This is a genomic window from Pseudoalteromonas ardens (genome assembly GCF_030125445.1).
Classification (GTDB): domain Bacteria; phylum Pseudomonadota; class Gammaproteobacteria; order Enterobacterales; family Alteromonadaceae; genus Pseudoalteromonas; species Pseudoalteromonas ardens.
Genome location: NZ_JASJUV010000002.1, coordinates 1,164,114 through 1,183,033, shown reverse-complemented (window position 1 = coordinate 1,183,033; position 18,920 = coordinate 1,164,114). Strand labels below are relative to the sequence as shown.

At 50.0% G+C, this 18,920-nt stretch carries 18 protein-coding genes; 3 read left to right on the top strand and 15 right to left on the bottom strand.

Annotated features, from left to right (window positions below; all coding sequences use genetic code 11):
* Window positions 1–781 precede the first annotated feature (781 nt).
* The 15 genes from QNM19_RS10215 to leuS all read right to left on the bottom strand — a co-directional run bounded on the left by QNM19_RS10215 (window position 782) and on the right by leuS (window position 15,229).
* Window positions 782–1,630 carry a TolB-like translocation protein gene (locus QNM19_RS10215; protein WP_049865196.1) on the bottom strand — a complete coding sequence of 283 codons (849 nt, stop codon included), beginning with the start codon at window positions 1,628–1,630 and terminating at the stop codon, window positions 782–784.
* 337 nt (window positions 1,631–1,967) lie between these two features.
* Window positions 1,968–2,408, bottom strand: coding sequence for a hypothetical protein (locus QNM19_RS10210; RefSeq protein ID WP_049865197.1), 441 nt, complete (start codon window positions 2,406–2,408; stop codon window positions 1,968–1,970).
* A gap of 122 nt (window positions 2,409–2,530) precedes the next feature.
* Window positions 2,531–3,496, bottom strand: coding sequence for a lipoyl synthase (gene lipA / locus QNM19_RS10205; protein ID WP_010382649.1), 966 nt, complete (start codon window positions 3,494–3,496; stop codon window positions 2,531–2,533).
* Window positions 3,493–4,146, bottom strand: coding sequence for a lipoyl(octanoyl) transferase LipB (gene lipB / locus QNM19_RS10200; protein WP_049865198.1), 654 nt, complete (start codon window positions 4,144–4,146; stop codon window positions 3,493–3,495). Before lipB ends, lipA begins: the two co-directional genes overlap by 4 nt.
* 14 nt (window positions 4,147–4,160) lie before the next feature.
* Window positions 4,161–4,439, bottom strand: coding sequence for a DUF493 family protein YbeD (ybeD, locus tag QNM19_RS10195; RefSeq protein WP_040644649.1), 279 nt, complete (start codon window positions 4,437–4,439; stop codon window positions 4,161–4,163).
* Window positions 4,440–4,579: 140 nt separating this feature from the next.
* On the bottom strand, window positions 4,580–5,743 hold the full coding sequence (locus tag QNM19_RS10190; RefSeq protein WP_040644641.1) for a serine hydrolase: 1,164 nt from the start codon (window positions 5,741–5,743) through the stop codon (window positions 4,580–4,582).
* A 53-nt stretch (window positions 5,744–5,796) separates the two neighbouring features.
* Window positions 5,797–6,558: a septal ring lytic transglycosylase RlpA family protein gene (locus tag QNM19_RS10185; protein WP_049865200.1), complete on the bottom strand. Its 762-nt coding sequence runs from the start codon at window positions 6,556–6,558 to the stop codon at window positions 5,797–5,799.
* The gene (rodA, locus tag QNM19_RS10180) at window positions 6,558–7,664 is read right to left on the bottom strand and encodes a rod shape-determining protein RodA (protein WP_049865199.1); all 1,107 of its coding nucleotides are present in this window, start codon (window positions 7,662–7,664) and stop codon (window positions 6,558–6,560) included. The genes QNM19_RS10185 and rodA overlap by 1 nt, the downstream gene beginning before the upstream one ends.
* Window positions 7,661–9,532, bottom strand: coding sequence for a penicillin-binding protein 2 (mrdA, locus tag QNM19_RS10175; protein ID WP_284026658.1), 1,872 nt, complete (start codon window positions 9,530–9,532; stop codon window positions 7,661–7,663). The genes rodA and mrdA overlap by 4 nt, the downstream gene beginning before the upstream one ends.
* A gap of 8 nt (window positions 9,533–9,540) precedes the next feature.
* Window positions 9,541–10,011 carry a 23S rRNA (pseudouridine(1915)-N(3))-methyltransferase RlmH gene (gene rlmH, locus QNM19_RS10170; protein WP_049864985.1) on the bottom strand — a complete coding sequence of 157 codons (471 nt, stop codon included), beginning with the start codon at window positions 10,009–10,011 and terminating at the stop codon, window positions 9,541–9,543.
* 1 nt (window position 10,012) lies between these two features.
* A complete protein-coding gene (gene rsfS / locus QNM19_RS10165) occupies window positions 10,013–10,330 on the bottom strand; it encodes a ribosome silencing factor (RefSeq protein ID WP_010382639.1) in 318 nt (105 codons plus the stop codon).
* A gap of 99 nt (window positions 10,331–10,429) precedes the next feature.
* The gene (nadD, locus tag QNM19_RS10160) at window positions 10,430–11,074 is read right to left on the bottom strand and encodes a nicotinate-nucleotide adenylyltransferase (protein WP_049864984.1); all 645 of its coding nucleotides are present in this window, start codon (window positions 11,072–11,074) and stop codon (window positions 10,430–10,432) included.
* A complete protein-coding gene (holA, locus tag QNM19_RS10155; protein ID WP_049864983.1) occupies window positions 11,071–12,108 on the bottom strand; it encodes a DNA polymerase III subunit delta in 1,038 nt (345 codons plus the stop codon). The genes nadD and holA overlap by 4 nt, the downstream gene beginning before the upstream one ends.
* Complete coding sequence (locus QNM19_RS10150) at window positions 12,108–12,641, bottom strand: LPS-assembly lipoprotein LptE (protein WP_417712110.1); 534 nt, start codon at window positions 12,639–12,641, stop codon at window positions 12,108–12,110. The genes holA and QNM19_RS10150 overlap by 1 nt, the downstream gene beginning before the upstream one ends.
* Window positions 12,641–15,229 (bottom strand): leucine--tRNA ligase, encoded by a 2,589-nt coding sequence (gene leuS / locus QNM19_RS10145; protein WP_284026657.1) that lies wholly within the window; start codon window positions 15,227–15,229, stop codon window positions 12,641–12,643. The genes QNM19_RS10150 and leuS overlap by 1 nt, the downstream gene beginning before the upstream one ends.
* Window positions 15,230–15,438: 209 nt before the next feature.
* Between leuS and QNM19_RS10140 the strand changes: the two genes are divergently transcribed.
* From QNM19_RS10140 to QNM19_RS10130, 3 genes are read left to right on the top strand one after another with little or no spacing between them, the layout of a single operon-like run.
* A complete protein-coding gene (locus tag QNM19_RS10140; RefSeq protein WP_010382634.1) occupies window positions 15,439–15,897 on the top strand; it encodes a zinc ribbon-containing protein in 459 nt (152 codons plus the stop codon).
* Window positions 15,898–15,950: 53 nt separating this feature from the next.
* A complete protein-coding gene (locus QNM19_RS10135; RefSeq protein ID WP_049864982.1) occupies window positions 15,951–18,383 on the top strand; it encodes a Lon protease family protein in 2,433 nt (810 codons plus the stop codon).
* A gap of 14 nt (window positions 18,384–18,397) precedes the next feature.
* A complete protein-coding gene (locus tag QNM19_RS10130) occupies window positions 18,398–18,877 on the top strand; it encodes an FKBP-type peptidyl-prolyl cis-trans isomerase (protein ID WP_049864981.1) in 480 nt (159 codons plus the stop codon).
* The last annotated feature ends 43 nt before the right edge of the window (window positions 18,878–18,920 follow it).

The window sequence follows — 18,920 nt, the reverse complement described above, 5'->3', positions numbered from 1 at the left end:
GGGGATGTTGCGCGAACGCCCAGTGCGCGAAGCACCTTAGTTTTCAGTGTTTTCATAGTCAATTCCTTCTATCTCAATGATCAGATGTTGTTGTAGTGATGCCAGAAGTACTTCGCGGAGGTGGATGGTTTTGCACTGCGAACGCCGAGTGCACGCAATAGCTTAGCTTTAATCGTTTTCATAACTAATTCCTTCTAACTTGTTGATTAGATGTTGTTGTAGTAAGGCCATATATACTTCGTTGAAGCTGATGGCTTAGCACTGCGAACGCCGAGTGCACGTAGTAGCTTGGCTTTAATCGTTTTCATAACTAATTCCTTCTATTGTTTGTTGTTGCGAATAAGAACTCGCATTTCCACACTATTAACGAATTGTGAATATGTCAAGAATGTTTTTTGACCAAAAGATGAGATTTGAGTTAAACGCCTGGTAATTTGGGATGGGTTTACAATGGGAGGTAAATTACACGGCTGGATGAGGGAACAGCGGTGGTTTTTTGGTGATTCCGGGTATAAACATAGAGCTACTCAATCGGTTTGCCAGCCGAACAACAAGGTGTAATTATATTTTATTTATACTTATTAGTTGGTTAGGTTTTTATTAAGGTTTGAGTAGACTGAACGGTGCACCATAATAAAGTTCATCGTGCCTGCTTGCACCTCGCTATACGCGAGGTGACGAATTCAGGTTAACATGGTATATGCGCCAGGAGCCGATACTAACAGGTTAAAAAATGATGCATGGGTCCAGTTCAATTTATGATAGATGGTACAGATAGTAATTATAACTTTGGTCTGAGTTGTTCAATGATCTGAGCATCCACCCAATAGGGGCTGCCAACAACATAGCGGCTGCCGTCTTCTCTTGTTTTAACATCTCCGCGCCAGAAGAACAGATATCTGCCATCCGGCGTTACTTTGGGACGTTGTTCGTAGAGCGGTGTGTTGATCTTGTTGCCCATATCAATCGCTTCTCCCCAGCTGCCATCTGGCTGCCGGAAGCTAATGTAGATGTCGGGTGTATCTTCGCCGTCTTGTTCCGCATCCCACATAAGGTATGATTCGTCTGGCGCTACAAAGGGGTGGGCGATGTACTTGCCTTTGTTTATTGCTTTGCTCATTTTTATCGGCGTTTCATACTTGCCGTCAACCCGGCGTGAATAGCTCAAATGCCCGCTGCCATCGTCAAAATCTAATACGTAAAAGTAAATGGTATCGGCAGCTGAGCGGGTGTAGCCAATGATGGGAATATCTTTGAGCGGTGCTATCTCTCTGAGCTCTGAAACGGGTGGGCTATATCGAGACTGATAGGTGCTCGCTTCACCAGCAGGGATAGTCTTCCAGTACCAGCTGTCATTCGCGTATTGCATTGCCAGCAGTGTACTCTGGCCATACTTGCCACCAGAGCGGGTAAATGAAAGTTCTGTCATATTGGGTAAAAACAAGACTTCACTTTCAAGGTGCTCTTCTGTTGCAATCACGCCAGGTGCAAATGCTTTAGGCATCAGCCCCGGAGAGGGCTGACCGAGGTAAGGACCTTTGAATAGAGGCGTGTCTTCGTGTGCGTTGCTACTGTAGCTGGCTGTGAATACTGCAAGCAATAACGGCAATAATTGATTAACAGAGTGCATTGAGGGTCCTTATGTTTCTGATTTTATTTGGTTGGAATATGATAAAGTGGTCTCTACAGTAACGCGTTTGTTGTGTAGTGCCTGATTTTGCACTGACTTTTTGTTGATTTAATGCTGGCTGAGCAATGTTTTGGGCTATGGCCGGAAAGCTTACAGATGTGAACTCCATAATATTGTTCAAGACATTGAAAAATAATAAAATAATTTTTATTTGATGGTTGGTGGTGATAAATATGGCTTTAATAACGCATGCTGATCAATCACATAATTAATCAAGTGGCTAGATCAGTTAAATTTCTCCGATGAGTCTTTTGAAGCGCAGCTCCAGCGCCAGTTCTCAAACACTGTACACAGGATTATGGGTGCGGCTGTACAAAACTAAAGCAGCAACCTCTTCTTCGCCTTCTAGGATTGATATGTAATAAATTGACGAGCGCCTGACGTCATGGTCCGGGTGATGCTGCACAGACCAGCTAAATAATTCAATGATCTCCTGGCCCTGTCCGGTCAACCACGCCGGCGTATAAGGAATACGCGTAGGGATACCCTCCCTGGTTGTGGCGATGAGCGCTTCGGCAAGTGCGTTTCGGACCGTAGGGAAGTGAGGCGTTAAACTTTTATCTGCCATGAATTGGTTTCTTTTTTTAGGGTAACCACTTTGTTCATTATGCGTGTACTTGATTTGCACTGCCGCAAACGTTGACACTGTTTTGATACGTTGTGCTTTATCCGGGTGCGAAAACAAACGCAAAAACTCATTCAGGGCTTCACCGGTCATGATTGTTTTAAAATCGTCGAGTATGGGGTGTGGAGCTGGTCCAAGAGCCAGAGATAAATCTTAATGAGGCAGGCATAAAAAACGCGACACCCTGGTCGCGTTTTTTACTGTGTGAGGTGTTGCTACTTTACCTCTTTACCCGCAGCTTGCTGATCTGCGTGATAGCTGGAGCGAACGAACGGACCACAGGCTGCGTGGCTGAAGCCAATTTCGTCGGCGTATTCTTTCAGCGCATCAAACTCTGCGGGTGGTACATAGCGCTTGACCGGCAGGTGGTGCTTAGATGGTGCCAGGTATTGACCAACGGTCAGCATGTCGACGTTGTGCTCACGCAGGTCGCGTAGTACTTCTTCGATTTCTGGCATTTCTTCGCCCAGACCGACCATCAGGCCAGACTTGGTTTTGACTTCCGGGTGCGCTTCTTTAAAGCGACGCAACAGTTCCAGTGACCATTTGTAGTCAGCACCCGGGCGCGCCATTTTGTACAGGCGTGGTGCGGTTTCCAGGTTGTGGTTAAACACATCCGGCGGCGTTTCGGTTAGGATCTCCAGTGCGCGGTCCATCCGGCCGCGGAAATCCGGTACCAGGATCTCAATGGTAATACCCGGGTTGTGTTTGCGGATTTCACGAATACAGTCTGCAAAGTGCTGTGCACCGCCGTCACGCAAATCATCACGGTCAACCGAGGTGATCACCACGTATTTCAACTTCATGTCTTTGATAGTCAGCGCCAGTTTTTCCGGCTCTGCGGCATCTGGCTTCAGCGGGCGACCATGTGCGACGTCACAGAATGGACAACGACGGGTACAGATGGCACCCAAGATCATAAAGGTGGCAGTACCATGGTTAAAACACTCAGACAGGTTAGGGCACGAGGCTTCTTCACAGACGGAGTGCAGGCCATGTTTACGCATTGCCTGTTTAATGCCATCGATACGCTCGCTGGATTTAGGCAGACGGATCTTCAGCCAGTCCGGTTTACGGAGCATTTCATCACGCTCGGTCGGCATTACTTTAACCGGGATCAACGCCATTTTTTCTGCGTCGCGGAGCTTTACCCCTGGCTCAATTTTCACTGGTTTACTCATTCGTTTTCAAACCCCTGGGTGTGTATAACCTGCTCGGCCGCGAGGCGCTTGAGCATATGTTCTACCAGGCCATTGCCCGCTTCGATAAGCGTAGCAGGGCCATTAAGTTGACTGGTTTGCACCATTTCCATGCCGGCATAGCCGCACGGGTTGATGCGTAAAAATGGACTCATATCCATGTTGACGTTTAGCGCCAGACCATGAAACGAGCAACCCCGACGGACTCGCAGTCCTAACGATGCGATTTTGGCATCATTGACATAGACGCCCGGTGCATCCGGCTTGGCATAGGCCTCAATGCCGTGTTCCTGAAGCATGTCTATGATGGTTTCTTCAAGCCAGGTCACCAGCTCGCGTACACCAATTTTTAGCCGGCGCAGATTAAACAGCACATACATCATCTGCTGGCCCGGGCCATGGTAGGTTACCTGACCACCCCGATCTACCTTGACGACAGGAATGTCACCGGGTGCTAACAGGTGCTCGGCTTTGCCAGCCTGGCCCTGAGTAAATACCGGCTCGTGCTCAACCAGCCAGATCTCATCCGGGCTGTTATCATCACGGGTGTCGGTAAACGACTGCATTTTCTGCCAGATAGGCTCATAAGCCTGACGGCCCAGTTGACGAACTATGATACTGCGGTTGCTCATATCTCATTTGCGCCTTATAGCACGTATCTGACGTCTGGCAGCGAGCCTATCTCGGTATAGATTTGCTCAATGTGCTCTTTTGACGTGACAGTGGCAACTAACGTGACGGATTCGTAGTTACCTTTGCTGCTAGGCTTGGTTTTTGGCGCATAGTCACCGGGTGCCAAAGTTTGCATCTTTGCCACAACCTGATCGGTCAGGTTGACGTTTGCTAGACCCATGATCTTGAAGGTAAACGGGCAAGGGAACTCTAAGTACTCGTCAAACTTAGTATTTTTTACAGGTGTTACCACAATGGTATCCTCACTACTTGGCTGGGTCTGAACAGACCCTGGCACACTACATATCTTGGCGGGCATTCTAGCATTTTTGCGGCAAAAAAAAACGCCTCCGGTGGGAGGCGTCCTGGATTATAAACCCACTAAAACCGGGGTTATTGCATGATCTGTAAACGTAAGTAGTCGTAAATCTTACTGAAGAAGCTGCCTTCTTCCACTTCTTCAAGTGTAACCAGTGGGTACTGAGCGATGTCTTCCCCTTCCAGTTGCAAGAATAAAGTACCGACCTTGCTGCCTTTCGCTAGTGGCGCTTCGAGGGTTTTGTCCAGCTCGAAGTGGGCTTTGAGGTTTTTACGCTGACCACGTGGAATGGTGATCGGTGTATCCTGGGCAATACCCAGAGAAACGGTTTCTTTGTTACCCATCCAGATACGCTGGTCGGCAAAGCTGTCACCTGCTTTATAAGGCGTGATGGTTTCGAAGAAACGGAAACCATAGTTCAGGAGCTTTTTACTCTCGACCTTACGGGCACGTTCGCTGGCTGTACCCATGACAACGGCGATCAGGCGCATGTCGCCTTTGGTCGCAGAAGTCACCAGGCTGTAGCCGGCTTCTGAGGTGTGACCGGTTTTAATCCCGTCGACGTCCAGGCTGGCATCCCACAGTAGCGAGTTACGGTTGTATTGCTTGATACCATTAAAGGTGAACGATTTCTCTTTGTAGATGGCGTACTCTTCCGGCACGTCACGGATCAGTGCGGCACCCAGGGTTGCCATATCTCGTGGAGTGGTGAACTGCTCCGTGCTGTCCAGACCATGACTATTGGCAAAGTGCGAATTGCTCATCCCCAGTTTTTCGGCATGGGCGTTCATCAGATCGGTGAAGGCACTTTCACTGCCCGCGATATGTTCGGCCATCGCCACACAGGCATCGTTACCCGATTGGATGATTACGCCATAGTTCAAATCTTTAACGCTGACCTGTTTACCCACTTCGATGAACATCTTAGAAGATTCCGGGAAGTTCTTTGCCCACGCTTTTTCACTTACGGTAACCATATCATCGTTGGAGATATTACCTGCCAATAGTTCAGTACCAATCACATAGCTGGTCATCATTTTGGTCAGACTGGCTGGTGCCAGTTTGGTATCCGGGTTACCCTCGGCAATGACCTTACCTGTGGTAAAGTCGACCAGGAAATAGCCCTTAGCACTGACCTGAGGCGGCGACGGTAAGATCTGCGCGCTGGCCGAAAACAGGGTGAACGAACACACGGCACCCACTAAGTGTTTAATAAATTTAGGTTTGAAAACTGTCATTATGCTCGCTTTTTGGTTGTTGATCGGCATGTTTAAAGTCATTACTGAACATTTTAAAGTTCATGTTCTGTGTAAAGCAAGAAGGCGCGATTAAATTCCCCCTGGCGCAATGTCTCTAAGAGCTGCTGCGCCGTGTTATCGTCGGTGATCGGGCCTAATCTTAGCTTGTATAAGTTGTCCTCAAAGGCAATGGGCGTGTCGAGCTTAAATTGCTGCGACAAAGTACTTGCCAGCGCCTGTACATTTTCGATGTTGCTGGCAGCGGCCACCTGCACATAGGTTAGCCTGGGCGTATCGCGCGCTATGGTAATGGCCTCAATCTTAACCTGTGCTGTACCCTGATGATGAAAGCCCAGTTTATAGGCGGCAGCATAGGATAAGTCAATCAGGCGGTCCTCGTGAAAAGGTCCACGGTCATTGACACGTACCACCGCGCTTTTACCATTTTCAATATTGGTGACCCGCACAAAGCTTGGTAACGGCAGCGTTTTGTGCGCGGCTGTCATATCGAACATATTGAATACTTCACCATTCGAAGTGTAGTAGCCATGAAATTTCCTTCCGTACCAAGATGCGGTGCCTTCGGCCTGATAGCCTTTTTCATCCGACATAGGCGTGTAGTGCTTGCCCAAAACCTCGTAGGGGCGACCTGCGCTGACACTTTTGGCTTCGTCGGTCACCAGCGCATCTTGCATTTCCAGCTCGGTAGGCGCACGCACGGGGGCTTTGTCCTGTTTCACATGATAGCGACTGCTACAGGCGCTTAATACAACAACAAAACCCAATAGTGCGGCTTGTTTAAACGTCCTCTTGATCACTTCAATAACATCCTCTTATCTGTGGCTATCGACATGATAATGCCAAACCCGGCCATCAGGGTCACCATGGAGGTGCCGCCGTAACTGATCAGTGGCAATGGCACCCCGACGACAGGAAGCAGGCCCGAAACCATGCCGATATTAACAAAAATATATACGAAAAAGGTCAGTGTCAGTGCGCCGGCCAGTAGTTTACTAAAGGCATCTTGCGCATTCACGGCAACGTACAATCCGCGGCCAATAATAAACAGGTACAGGGAGAGTAAAATCACCACACCCGTCAGCCCGAATTCTTCACTTAACACGGAAAAAATGAAGTCAGTATGACGCTCGGGCAGAAACTCCAGCTGGGACTGTGTACCTTGCAGCCAGCCCTTACCCTCAATGCCGCCTGAGCCAATGGCAATTTTAGACTGTATGATGTGATAGCCTGAGCCCAGCGGGTCACTTTCAGGGTCCAAAAAGGTCAGCACTCGCTGCTTTTGATAAGCATGCATACCAAAATGCCACAGGGCAAACCCGCCCGGAATGGCCAGCAGAACACCTGAACCTATCAGCTTCCAGCTGAGTCCGCCGAGAAACAGCACAAAAATCCCCGAGCTGGCGATCAGGATTGAGGTGCCCAGGTCGGGCTGCTCTTTGATCAGCAAAGTCGGCACCAGCACCATGGCAAAGCCAACAATAATATGGATAAAGCGCGGCGGCATATGGTGGCGGCCAATATACCAGGCAACCATCATAGGCACAGCGACTTTCATGATTTCGGACGGCTGAAAGCGGGTAATGCCCAGATCCAGCCAGCGCTGCGCACCTTTACTACTGACCCCGACAAACAACACCGCAATGAGCATCAGCAGGCCGATGGTATACATGGGAAACACCAGCCTTTTTAAAGTGTTGGGAGATAGTTGTGCGACAATGAGCATAGCAGCAAAGGCAGCAAACATACGCTTGCTGTGGCGCACCACCATGTCCATGTCCTGGCCGCTGGCACTGTAGACTATGGTGATACTGCCGAGCATCATCGCCAGCATGGCGAGCAGCAGCGGCAGGTCGATATGCAACCGTTGCCAGATAGTACGTTGTTGATTCAACGGGCTCATTGTCCCTCCGTGTCACTGGGATAGGTGGCAAAATAATAGTCCATCAGACGCCGGGCAATCGGGGCTGCAATGGCTGAACCACCGCCCTGGTTTTCGACCACAATGGCCACCACAATACGTGGGTCGTTGTAAGGGGCAAAGCCTGTATAAATGGCGTTGTCCCGGTGTCTTTCCTGTAACTTCTCAGCATCGTATTCTTCGCCCTGTGCGATACTGACGATTTGCGCAGTGCCGGTTTTACCGGCTGGATCGTAGGTTGCGCCCTTGAATGCTTTGTGCGCCGTGCCTGTGGTTTTGTATACTGTGTTGTGCATCGCCTCCAGGGCAATACGCCAGTGATCCGGGTTCTCTAACACCACGGGAGGTTTCTCATCGATGTACATTTGGGTAACTTCATTGTCATGACGGGCAACCTGTGCCAAATGCGGCGGTCTGTGTGCCCCCTTGTTAACCAAAATAGATACTGCGTTGGCGATTTGGATTGGGGTCGCGGTCCAGTAGCCCTGACCGATACCAACCGAAATGGTGTCGCCTGGCCACCAGTTTTCCCTGAAACGCTGACGCTTCCAGTCAGTGGTGGGCATAATGGCAGAGGTCTCTTCATGGATATCTATGCCAGATAAATCACCAAAGCCAAATTGGCTCATAAAGTTACTGATCTTGGTGATCCCAAGCTGGTAAGCAGTATGATAAAAATAGGTATCACACGATTCTTCGATGGCTTTATAGACGTCAACGTGACCATGTCCCCAGCGTTTCCAGTCACGCCAGCGATGGTCGACATTGGGGATCTGAAAAAATCCAGGATCCCAGAGTTTAGTTTGTTCTGTGACCAGCCCTTCTTCCAGAGCGAGAACGGCTAAATGTGGTTTAACTGTCGATGCCGGTGCATAGCGACCCTGCGTGACTCGGTTGATCAGGGGCCTGTCGGGGTTGAGTAATTCACGATATTTTTTACTGCTGATCCCGTGGACAAATAAGTTAGGGTCATAGCTGGGGTTAGAGTACATGGCCAGTACGCCGCCATCTTTGGGGTCAAGCACAACAATGGCGCCACGCACACCTTCGAGTTCTTTTTGGGCGATTTGCTGCAGGCCAATATCCATGGTCAGGATTAGATCGTCACCGGGTTGTGGTGGCTCCACGCCCAGGGTACGAATGATACGGCCGCGATTGTTGACTTCGACGCGTTGTGAGCCGACCACACCGTGCAGACGAGATTCATAAAATTTCTCAATGCCCAGTTTGCCGATATCCCGGGTTGCGCGATAGTTGCTGGCATTGCCTTCTGACTCCAGCTCGGCGAGTTCTTTTTTATTCAGTTTGGCGACATACCCCAGCGCGTGGGTGAGGGTATCGCCATAAGGGTAATAGCGTGCCAGTCGGGCCTCAATGCTGAAGCCGGGAAATTTGTGCTGATTTACGGAAAACGTGGCCACTTCTTGTTCGTTCAGACGGCCTTTCAGGATCTGGCTTTTAAAGCGACGATTATGGCGAATGTCTTTACGAAATTCTTCGACCTGCTGGTCGCTGATGTCGATAAGCTTACGTACCTGTGTGAGCGCGATTTCGAGATCGTCCACGTCTTCTGGGATGACTTCCAGGTTATAAACCGGGCGGTTTTCGGCCAGAATGATGCCGTTGCGGTCGTAGATCAGTCCTCGGTTTGGCGCGACCGGAATGACTTTGATGCGGTTATCGTTGGAGCGGGTCTGGTAGGTTTCGTGCTCCGTGACCTGTAACTTATACACGTTGTGTAGCAGCATACCTATCAGAGTAACCACGAAGACAAAGCCAATAAAGGCGCGACGCGCAAACAGGTTTGCTTCTGCGCTGTGATCGCGGATCGTCGGCCTGTGATTGAGCATAATGGCGATTATTCCCTGTGGTAAGGATGGTTGTTATTCAAACTCCAGCCTCGATAGAGGCTTTCTGCTACCACAATGCGCACCAGTGGGTGAGGCAGTGTCAGGTTGGACAGTGACCATTTTTGCTCTGCGGCGGCGATACATTCCGGCGCTAAGCCTTCTGGTCCGCCAATTAACAAACTGACATCGCGGCCATCAAGTTGCCACTTTTCCATATTGCTGGCGAGCTGGTGTGTGTCCCAGGGCTTACCCGTTACTTCCAGCGTCACGATACGATTACCTTTGGGAATGGCTGCCAAGGTTTTTTCACCTTCTTGTTGCAAAATACGCTTGATGTCGGCGTTTTTGCCGCGTTTTCCCGCAGAAATTTCGATAAGCTCCAGCGGCATATCCTTGGGGAAACGCCGCTGATATTCTTTGAAGCCAGTCTCTACCCAACCAGGCATTTTTGTACCGACTGCGATTAGCTGGATCTTCACATTAACCCCAGAGCTTCTCTAGGTCATAGAAGTCACGTGTCTGGTCTTGCATGACGTGAACAATTACATCGCCCAAATCAACCAGTACCCATTCACCTGTATCCTGACCTTCATGGCCTAACGGGGTTTCACCAGCATGACGGGCTTCTTTGGCCACATGGTCGGCAATCGACTGCACATGGCGCTTGGAGTTACCAGAGCAGATAACCATGTAATCGGTGACGGAAGAGGTATTTCTTACATCGAGGTGAACGATATCGCGGGCTTTCATGTCGTCGACTTTGTCTAGTGCAAAATCTAGTAATTGTTTTGAATCCAAATCTCTGTCTCTTTGCTACAAATAAGCGGCAATTGTAACACGGTTAGCAGGGGGAAACTCAAGTCTGTGACTGAGGTTGTCTATCCACTGCTGTCCGGGTTAAGTGTTGTCGCTACTGCTTAGGTACAATTGATGTGCCTGAATATACTCTAGGACTGTATTATTCAGCCAAGGTTCAACAGCTTGACGCTGTTTTATCGCATTTCTGATGGTACTGGACGCAGCCTCAAATGGTTGACCGGGCAAAAAATAACACAGGCCACCGGGCTGTGTGCTGAGATGCTCAGGCTCAGTACAGTGTGCTTGTTTTAGGTAAGTCTGTAACGCCGCTGACGGGGCGAAGGCATCGCCCGGGCGCTGATACACCACAATATGACATAACGACACGATATCCTGCCAGCGATACCATTTGTCCAGGCTATTAAACGAGTCCATGCCCATTAAAAACACCAGGGCCTGATCAGGATGCTCAGCTTTGAGTTCTTCCAGTGTGAGCAACGAATACGAGGGGGTATCCCGTTCGAGTTCTCTTTGGTCGATGGTGAATCTGGAGTCATGCGCGGTGGCCAGCTGTAACATGGCCAGCCTGTCTTCGGTAGTGATGGCTGGGCCTTGTTTGTGCACCGGTACAGCATTGGGGATAAACCGCAGCTCGGACAGTTTGAGTGCTGCCATGCACTGTGTGGCCATGTTGATATGACCCAGATGCACCGGATCAAAGGTACCGCCGAACACTGCTATCATGCCAGTTCCTCGTAAGGCAGAGAAAAAGGCAGGGACTGGCAAAAGCTCAGTGCAATGTGTGCCAACGCCTGGTACGGCGCAACCAGAATGTTGCGTTTATAAGCGGAATCGAATTCGGCCAGCAGCACGAGTAACTGTTCGAGCTGCGAGGTATTCAGTCGATCCAGGGCTTGCTGGGTGCTCTGCTGCTGATTTTTCCACACATTGTGTTTTTTGAACGCATCCGGCGTCGGTGTGCCCGCTTGTATTAAGTGTTTAAGGTTGAGCAACAGCTGAGCCTGGTTGTGTAGCGTCCAGGCAATGCTGGCGGGCTCAACATTATCATGTGCCAGTTTATTCAACACTTTAATTAAAGTACGTGGGTTGCCACGCAATAGCCCTTCGTTTAAGTCAAAGATGTCAAACTTAGCCTGATTGAGCAGGCCGCTAAGCAGCTTTTCCTGATCGATAGGCGCGTTTTTATACAGCAGAGATAGCTTTTCCAGCTCCTGATGGGTTGCCAGCAGGTTGCCTTCAGTCGCCTGCAGCAGGCTGCGTTTGGCATCATTGTTGAGGTTCAGTTTGAGCCGTTTGCACTCATCGTCGAGCCAGCGTTGCAAATGGTAGCCGGTGAGGGCATAACAGGGGACAAACAAACCTTGCTTATCCAGCGCTTTAAACCAGGCGCTGCGCTGAATATCCTGCGAGGCCTTAGCTCCTTTGAGGATTAAAATCACATCCGGATTCGGGTTTGCTGCCAGCTCTTTTAAGATGGCCACGGCCTGGGTGGGTGGTTTCTGCTGATTAAGATCGAATTCAATCAGTGTCTGGGCGCTGAACAGCGACATACTGTTGTACTGATTGACCAGCTCCTGCCAGTCAAAGCCGGGCAGCAGGCTGAATTTTATCACTTCATCAAACCCCTGGCGTTTAGCGACCTGGCGCACGGAGGTAACGCACTGGGCTTCCTGGAAAGGTTCTTCACCAAAGATCAGATAAAACGGATGCAGGCCCTGTTTAAGCTGGCCTGCTAATTGATTGGCATAACAACGCATCAGAGTTGAGATAATTCGCGAATAATACGACGACTGGCAAGTTCACGTAACTCGCTGAGGATGATATCACGCTCCTGTGCTTTACCCAGGGCATTGTCAGGATCATCCTGATAGTTGCGGTACAGTTCAAATTCCTGTTCGACAGGTTCGAACCCAGGGCGCGTGAGGCGATAGCGAACGCTATAGGCCAGCTCATATTGCGCCACCTGACCGTTTTTGAACAGGCTCAGTGTCTGGCGTTCAAGCGAGTCACGATACAGGTGTAGTTCCACGGCATCCTCGCCATTAGCCAGTTTAGGGGAGGGCAACAGCTCAACCTGGGCGCGTCTCAGTGCCTGTTTCAGGTTTGAGTAAAGCGCGGACTTACTATCGGCGCCGCTCAGGTACAGCACCCTGAGGTCATCAGGCAGGTAGGAGGCTTTCTTAAGCGCAAAGCCACATCCTGACAGCGCCACACAGGCAAACAACGCCAGCAGGAAACCCTGCCAGCGCCTTGTCATACTGAATAAAGGGGTATTCAGCAGGGCAGCCATTAGTTGGCTACCACATTGAACAGTTTACCTGGTACGTAGATTTTCTTACGTATGGTTTTACCCTCGGTAAACTTCAGCACGTTTTCATCGGCAAATGCCAGTGCTTCAATTTGTTCCTGGGTTGCGTCTGCCGCCACTGTCAGCTTAGTACGCAGTTTACCATTGACTTGTACCACGATCAGCTTCTCGTCTTCTACCAGGGCTGCGGCGTCAACCTGAGGCCAGCGTGCATCCAGAATGTCGCCTTGCTTACCAAGTCGTTCCCACAGCTCGTGTGACAGGTGAGGTGTGATAGGGGCCAGCATGATGATCATGGCTTCCAGTGCTTCGTTGGCCAGTGCAATGTCCTGGGCGTCTTTTAGTGGCGCTTTGGCCAGCTTATTTGACAGCTCCATGATGGCAGCGATGGCGGTGTTGAAAGTCTGACGGCGCTCAACATCATCCGTAACTTTAGCAATTGCTTTGTGGATCTCACGACGTAATGTCTTTTGCGCACTGCTCAGTGCATTCAGATCCAGCTCAGCAGTGCCTGCAGCTTTTACGTCTACGGCAAATTTCCAGACCCGGCGCAAGAAGCGATGTGCACCTTCTACACCTGAGTCAGACCATTCCAGCGTCTGCTCTGGTGGTGCCGTGAACATCATAAACAAGCGTACGGTATCGGCACCGTATTGCTTGATAACGATTTGCGGGTCGATACCATTGTTCTTTGACTTCGACATCTTGCTCATGCCCGCAGAGAATACCGGCTCACCATCGTCTTTATGCCAGGCTTTAGTGATACGGCCTTTGTCGTCGGTCTCGGTTTCTACGTCGGTTGGAGAAATCCAGATGTCTCCGCCTTTTTCATCTTTGCGGTAGTAAGTTTCAGCCAATACCATGCCCTGACACAGCAGACGCTCGAATGGCTCACTTGAATTCACCAGACCAAAATCACGCAATAGTTTGTGGAAGAAGCGCGCATACAACAGGTGCAGGATCGCGTGCTCAATACCGCCAATGTATTGGTTTACCGGCAGCCAGTAGTTAGCAGCGCCGGGCTCCAGCATGCCTTCGTCGTAACGAGGACTACAGTAGCGCGCGTAGTACCAGGATGACTCCATAAAGGTGTCAAAGGTATCCGTTTCGTGGAATACCTGCTCACCATTAACGGTTGCCTTGGCCCATTCAGGGTCTGATTTAATCGGTGAAGTCACCCCGTCCATCACTACGTCTTCTGGCAGACGCACTGGCAGCATGTCTTCACTGGCAGCCAGTTCGCTGCCATCAGCTTTGTTCAGCATTGGGATTGGTGAACCCCAGTAACGCTGACGGCTTACACCCCAGTCGCGCAGACGGAAGTTCACTTTGCGCTTACCCGCATTCATACCTTCTAGTTTGTCGGCAATGGCATTGAAGGCTTCTTCAAAGCTCAGACCATCGAGCTCACCAGAGTTGATCAACACGCCTTTTTCGGTAAACGCGGCTTCACTTAAATCCGCTTGTAGGTCGCTGTCGGCAGCCGGGGCAATGACTTGTTTGATTTCCAGGCCGTAGGCGCTGGCAAATTCGTAGTCGCGCTGATCGTGACCTGGTACGGCCATCACGGCACCTGAGCCGTAATCCATCAGAACAAAGTTAGCAACCCAGATAGGCACTTGCTTACCGGTGAGCGGGTGGATAGCGTAGAAACCGGTCGCGATGCCTTTTTTATCCATGGTGGCCATGTCGGCTTCAGCAACTTTGGTATTTTTGCATTCTTCAACAAACGCGGCGATATCAGCGTTGTTTTGCGCTGCTTCCTGGGCAATCGGGTGTCCGGCAGCCACAGCAACGTAAGTCACGCCCATAAAGGTATCTGGGCGTGTGGTGTAAACAGTGAATTGCTCGTCGTTGTCGGCGCGTTTAAAGTCAATTTCCAGACCTTCTGAGCGACCGATCCAGTTGCGCTGCATGGTTTTTACCTGCTCAGGCCAGTGTTCAAGCTGGTCCAGATCGTCCAGTAGTTCCTGCGCGTAGTCGGTGATTTTAATAAACCACTGTGGAATTTCTTTTTGCTCAACGATGGCACCTGAACGCCAGCCGCGACCATCGATAACCTGCTCGTTGGCCAGTACTGTCTGGTCAACCGGATCCCAGTTTACAGTTGACATTTTTTTGTAAACTAAGCCCTTTTCGTACAGTTTTGTGAAGAACCATTGTTCCCACTTGTAGTAATCAGGGTGACAGGTAGCGATTTCGCGATCCCAGTCATAACCGAAGCCAAGCAGCTTTAATTGATTACGCATGTAATCAATGTTCTCGTAAGTCCACTTAGCTGGTGCCGTGTTGTTCTTGATGGCGGCATTTTCCGCAGGCAGGCCGAATGCGTCCCAACCCATAGGTTGCATCACATTTTTGCCCTGGAGTCGTTGGAAACGTGAGACCACATCACCGATGGTGTAGTTACGAACGTGACCCATGTGGAGACGACCACTTGGGTAAGGGAACATGGACAGACAGTAGTATTTTTCTTTTGATTCGTCTTCAACAACTTTGAAGCTGTTATTTTGTTCCCAATGGGACTGAACTTTAGGTTCGATTTCTTGCGGGTTGTATTGCTCTTGCATTGACGTTTCCAGACTTCTTGCAAACTAATTAGAAAATTGCCGATAGCATACCCGAAAAAACGCGCTGATCACAGCGCTTCAAAGCGGATTTATGAGCGCAAATTGGTGCAGTGATGATGATTTGTTTCAGGACTGTGACGTTAGCTGAACTATACTGACTAGTAGACACTGAAAACAGGCTGCGAAATAGCGTGAGTCGGGAGGCAAACATGGCGGATTACAAGCGCTGGCTGGATGACTTTTCATTATGGCTGAAAGACGTCAAAGAGCACGAGCTAAAAAAATTGCTCAGGGAGTTTATGGATGCCCAGGAGGCGGTTAAGCAGCTGTCAAAAGACAAGCTGGCGGATTATCGTTATTTTCTCAAGCGTGACCTGGCGCATCTGAGTGAACACAAAGACCATTACGATGATGTGGCCTGGGAAGAGCTTAAAGCCAGCGTAATGTATGAATTGGCCCAATTGGAAGATCGCACTCAGCTCGAATGGCAGGCATTAGTGCAGGACTTTCAACACGATGGCATTTACAAACAAGGGGAATGGATAGCATTGGGGCAATTAGTGTGTAAAAATTGCGGCCATAAAACGAATGTCTATTATGCGTTGGAAATTCCGTCGTGCAGCGAATGTGGGCACGGTGAGTTTGCTCGTAAGGCACTTACCCCTTAATCACAGCCCTGCGCGCGGATGTCGTGCGGCCGGCCAAGAGAAAGAAGTTAGGAATGACGAAAACCATTAAGCCTTTGAGCAGCGAACAGCTGGCTCCCAGTGTGTCTTTGCCACACATCTCCACGTGCATGCAAAACCCCTATCCGGATCCTTTACCTTTTATCGGTCAGAATCGGGCGCAAAGTGCGCTGGATTTTGCTCTGGGTATGGAGTTGCCCGGCTACAACGTGTTTGTCATGGGCGAAGCGGCGACGGGTCGATTCACTATGGTGAAGGATAAACTCGAAGCACATTGTAAAACTCGCCCGACCCCCAAAGAGTGGTTGTATGTCAATAATTACGACGACCACAGAGAGCCCATTGCCTTGTTTATGCAGGCAGGTGAAAGCAAGGTACTGGCTGACGACATTGATTCTTTCCTTGATGAAGTTGTGGATACGTTTCCGGCAGCATTTGATAACCCAGGTTATCAGCGCAAGAAAAAGTCGCTCGACAGGGACTTTGACAACAAATACAACGCGGCCCTGAGTGCGGTAGAAGAACTGGCCGCAAAGAAAAGCGTCGCGATGATGGAAGAAAAAGGGGTGGTGAGTTTTGCCCCTGTGGTGGATGGCAAAGCGCTTGATGATGCTGAGTTCATGGCACTGGAAGAGGCGGTTCAGGAGCACTTTTTTGATGCCATTGAAAAGCTTGAAGATTGTCTGATTGAAGCCCTTATTGAACTACCTCGCTGGAAGCGGGAATCGTCAGAAAAGCTCCGAGAGCTAAAGAAAACCACCATTGAGTTAGCGACCAAGCCTCTGCTGAAGGCACTGGAGCACAAGTATGCCAGCCACATTGGCGTGATCCGCTACCTCAAAGACTTACGGGTAGAAATTGTCGATGCCGTGCTCGACTGGCTCGATGACGACAGCTCGTCAGAAGAGAGCAAAGACGATTTTGACGCCAAGGGCATGCTGAGCGACTTCTTCGCACCTAATATTCTGGTGGAGTTTAAAGAAGGGCAGGCCGCGCCTGTGGTATATGAGCCCAACCCGACCTTTGGCAACATTTTTGGCAAAATTGAGTATGCCAATGCTCATGGTACTTTGATCACCAGTTATCGCTCTATTCAGCCGGGTGCGTTGCACCGGGCCAACGGCGGTTACCTGATCATGGACGCTGACAAAGTGCTGGCCAATGCGCAGGTCTGGGATGGACTTAAACTGTCTTTAAAAACGCACCAGATTAAAAATGATTTGCCCTATCAGGACAGCTCGGTGGGGAGCAGCTTTACCCTGAAACCTCAGCTTATCCCGCTGGATGTGAAGATCATCCTGCTGGGCTCGCGTGATTTGTATTACACCATTGGTGAGTACGATGAAGAATTTGGTGAATTGTTCCGGGTACTGGCCGATTTTGATTACTATCTGCCGGACAGTGACCGACTACAATATCAGTTTGTCACTAAGGTGCAGGAGTACTGTGAACAGACTCTGAAGTGCGCGTTAACTGGTGAGGCGCTGGCGCGTTTATTGAAGTTTAGTTATCGTCAGGCTGAGCATCAGAACAAGCTGTCGGCGCGGTTTGCGGACGTGCTGGAGCTGGTGGCAGAGGCAAGCTATTACGCAAAACAGGACGGGCTTAGCGAAATCGATGCGCCACATATTGATGAAGCTATTGTCGGCAAACAGTATCGCACCGGCCAGCTGAGTGAGAACATGCTCAGCGACATTGAAGAGGGTCACACGCTCATCGCCACAGATGGTGAAGCCGTGGGTAAAGTGAACGGCCTGACGGTGCTGCACATTGGTGATACGGCTTTTGGTACACCAGCACGCATTACTGCAACTGTGTATGCAGGCGCTGATGGGGTGATAGATGTTGAGCGTGAAGCGGAGCTGGGTAAGTCTATTCACTCTAAAGGGGTGATGTTGTTGACCGGTTACCTGGGTAACAAGTATGCGCAGAGCTTTAGCCTGACACTCAGTGCTAACATTGCCATTGAACAAAGTTATGGCTTTATTGACGGCGACAGTGCGTCTCTGGCCGAGCTATGTGGCTTACTGTCTGCCATTACTCAGCTGCCTATCGATCAGTCTCTTGCCCTGACGGGGTCGATTAACCAGCATGGTGAGGTGCAAGCCGTTGGCGGGGTAAATGAAAAGATCGAAGGCTTCTTTAAGCTGTGTAAAATGCGCGGTCTGACCGGGCGTCAGGGGGTGATCATTCCGCGTTCCAACCTGATCAACCTGGTACTGGATGACGAAGTGCTGGCCGCGGCACAGCAAGGCCGGTTCCATATTTTCGCGGTCGCGACAGTCGACGAGGCGCTGTCTTTGCTGATGCAACGAGAAGCGGGAGCGCTGGTGAATGGCCAGTATCCGGAGCAAAGTATCAATGCATTGGCATTGGCCCGCCTTGTGCAAATTGCCGATGTGGTTAACGGCGATGATAAAGACGCTGAGAGCGACCCGTCAACTGAACAAGAAAAAGATCATTCATAATTTAGGTAGTCACTATGTCAACAACTAATATTGTTCTTGTCCTGGTCATCGTCGTGCTGGGATGGCTCATTTTTAAAAACGGTAAACAGCAAAAACAGGCGGCGGCAGGTAATCGTATAGAAGCCGCTGAGTTTTTGGCGCAAAACGGCCAAAAGTCGGGGATCACAACCACTCAGTCAGGCCTGCAATATGAAGTAATGAGCAAAGGGGACGGGGACGTTCATCCGGGCCCGACAGATAAAGTGACTGTGCATTATCATGGCACTTTACTGGATGGTTCCGTGTTTGACAGCTCAGTGGTGCGCGGAGAGTCAATTAGCTTTGGTCTGAATCAGGTGATAGCAGGCTGGACAGAAGGTGTTCAGCTCATGACGGTGGGCGATAAGTACCGTTTCTTCATCGGGCCTGACCTTGGTTATGGTGACAGAGCAGCCGGGAAAATAGCACCAGGGTCACTGTTGATTTTTGAAGTTGAGTTGCTTGCAATTGAATAATAAAATGTCCCTTTATTAAGTACTATAATAAATAGGGACTTTA

What these genes read in the sequence shown, in the direction of transcription:
- mrdA (WP_284026658.1), bottom strand. Translation starts at nt 9,532, where the DNA reads ATGCTCAATCACAGGCCGACGATCCGCGATCACAGCGCAGAAGCAAAC.
- QNM19_RS10215 (WP_049865196.1), bottom strand. Translation starts at nt 1,630, where the DNA reads ATGCACTCTGTTAATCAATTATTGCCGTTATTGCTTGCAGTATTCACA.
- QNM19_RS10150 (WP_417712110.1), bottom strand. Translation starts at nt 12,641, where the DNA reads ATGGCTGCCCTGCTGAATACCCCTTTATTCAGTATGACAAGGCGCTGG.
- rodA (WP_049865199.1), bottom strand. Translation starts at nt 7,664, where the DNA reads ATGAGCCCGTTGAATCAACAACGTACTATCTGGCAACGGTTGCATATC.
- nadD (WP_049864984.1), bottom strand. Translation starts at nt 11,074, where the DNA reads ATGATAGCAGTGTTCGGCGGTACCTTTGATCCGGTGCATCTGGGTCAT.
- QNM19_RS10140 (WP_010382634.1), top strand. Translation starts at nt 15,439, where the DNA reads ATGGCGGATTACAAGCGCTGGCTGGATGACTTTTCATTATGGCTGAAA.
- QNM19_RS10210 (WP_049865197.1), bottom strand. Translation starts at nt 2,408, where the DNA reads ATGACCGGTGAAGCCCTGAATGAGTTTTTGCGTTTGTTTTCGCACCCG.
- QNM19_RS10135 (WP_049864982.1), top strand. Translation starts at nt 15,951, where the DNA reads ATGACGAAAACCATTAAGCCTTTGAGCAGCGAACAGCTGGCTCCCAGT.
- holA (WP_049864983.1), bottom strand. Translation starts at nt 12,108, where the DNA reads ATGCGTTGTTATGCCAATCAATTAGCAGGCCAGCTTAAACAGGGCCTG.
- lipB (WP_049865198.1), bottom strand. Translation starts at nt 4,146, where the DNA reads ATGAGCAACCGCAGTATCATAGTTCGTCAACTGGGCCGTCAGGCTTAT.
- leuS (WP_284026657.1), bottom strand. Translation starts at nt 15,229, where the DNA reads ATGCAAGAGCAATACAACCCGCAAGAAATCGAACCTAAAGTTCAGTCC.
- QNM19_RS10130 (WP_049864981.1), top strand. Translation starts at nt 18,398, where the DNA reads ATGTCAACAACTAATATTGTTCTTGTCCTGGTCATCGTCGTGCTGGGA.
- lipA (WP_010382649.1), bottom strand. Translation starts at nt 3,496, where the DNA reads ATGAGTAAACCAGTGAAAATTGAGCCAGGGGTAAAGCTCCGCGACGCA.
- QNM19_RS10190 (WP_040644641.1), bottom strand. Translation starts at nt 5,743, where the DNA reads ATGACAGTTTTCAAACCTAAATTTATTAAACACTTAGTGGGTGCCGTG.